The organism is Rhodococcus gordoniae (assembly GCF_001646655.1).
GTDB lineage: Bacteria > Actinomycetota > Actinomycetes > Mycobacteriales > Mycobacteriaceae > Rhodococcus > Rhodococcus gordoniae.
In genome coordinates this window covers 1-1,205 of sequence record NZ_LPZN01000108.1, presented here as the reverse complement: position 1 = coordinate 1,205, position 1,205 = coordinate 1, and the positions used below count along the sequence as shown (strand labels likewise).

General features: G+C 70.1%; 2 protein-coding genes. One reads left to right on the top strand and one right to left on the bottom strand.

The window, feature by feature from the left end; genetic code table 11:
• Positions 1–762: Hsp70 family protein (locus A8G18_RS22190; protein WP_245208015.1), on the bottom strand; the 762-nt coding region annotated here is incomplete at its 3' end.
• A gap of 265 nt (positions 763–1,027) precedes the next feature.
• Between A8G18_RS22190 and A8G18_RS23165 the strand changes: the two genes are divergently transcribed.
• Positions 1,028–1,205, top strand: a 178-nt coding sequence (locus A8G18_RS23165) for an IniB N-terminal domain-containing protein (protein ID WP_167352123.1), incomplete at its 3' end; no start/stop codon positions are given.

Genomic DNA, 1,205 nt, shown 5'->3' with positions numbered 1-1,205 from the left:
GTGCAGGCCGGGCAGCGCGAGCGGCACCACCGTCTCGGTGTCGCTGGACAGGGCCTCCTTCGCCGTACGGCACCGGGCACGGAAGTCCGCCAGTGCCGTGACGGTCGCGGAATCGAACGGGTCGAGACCGGCAGCGTCCTCGCCGAGGGTTCCCAGCAGATAGGTCGTGACGAGATGATCGAAGTGGTCGCCGGAGACGTCGTCGCTGCTCAGGGGACGGCCCAACAGCCTCGGCTGCGCCCCACCCTGCACGACGGCGACGTCGAGGCTGCGCGCACCGAGGTCGTAGACCACCGTCACGTCGTCGCCGAGCGGTCCGTGGGTCGCGTCGAGCCAGCGCACGGCCGCGATCGGTTCGGGGATCGTCCGTGCAGTGATGCCCGCCCGGACGAGCGCGGCGCACAGGGCCTCGACGGTGTGAGCCGACCACGTGGCGGGATGCGCCAGCATCGTCGGCACCTCGGTAGTGCCCGTGCGGTGCTGCAGGCAGCCCACGGTCGTCGCGACGAGATCTTCACCCAGGTAGGTGGAGCCGTCCTCGGCGAGGATGCCGACCGGATCGCCGACCCGCGAGGCGTAGCCGGAGAACACCTGCGTGCCGGGAGCAGGGGCTCCGGCACCGAGGGCGGGGGCACCCTCGGCGGGGAGATGGAGTTCGGTGGGGGTCGACAGGACACCGGGATCACCGGCTCCCGGCTGGTCGAGCACGGTGACAGCCACCGAGTTGGCCGTCCCGATCATGACGCCGAGTCCTGTGTACATGCACGCTCCAGGGTTCAGGGCGGACGTCGGTCCGCGATCTCGTTCCACCGTTCGGTCTCGATGAGCCTGTCGTTCCCACCGCGGGACCCGTTAGCTCCCACGCCGTCCGCCGGCCCGATCGGGGGGATGATCCCCTAACACCCCCGGTACCCCCGGACCCGGATCCCCTAACGGCCGGCGACAGACAGGGGGCTGCACCCCCTGTGCCCGTGACCGTCGGTTTCGTAGCTTCGTTCGTAGATCCCGACGACTCAGGAGACACGCGATGGCCACCAACGCCGTACTCGACTTCATTCTCAGCCTGTTCCGCGACGAGAACGAACTCGCCCGGTACTGCAGCAATCCCGCCGCCGTCCTCGCCGAGGCCGGCCTGGACGACGTGTGCCACGCCGACATCGTGGCCGTCGCACCGCTGGTCGCCGACAGCGGTGTGACGGCCACGA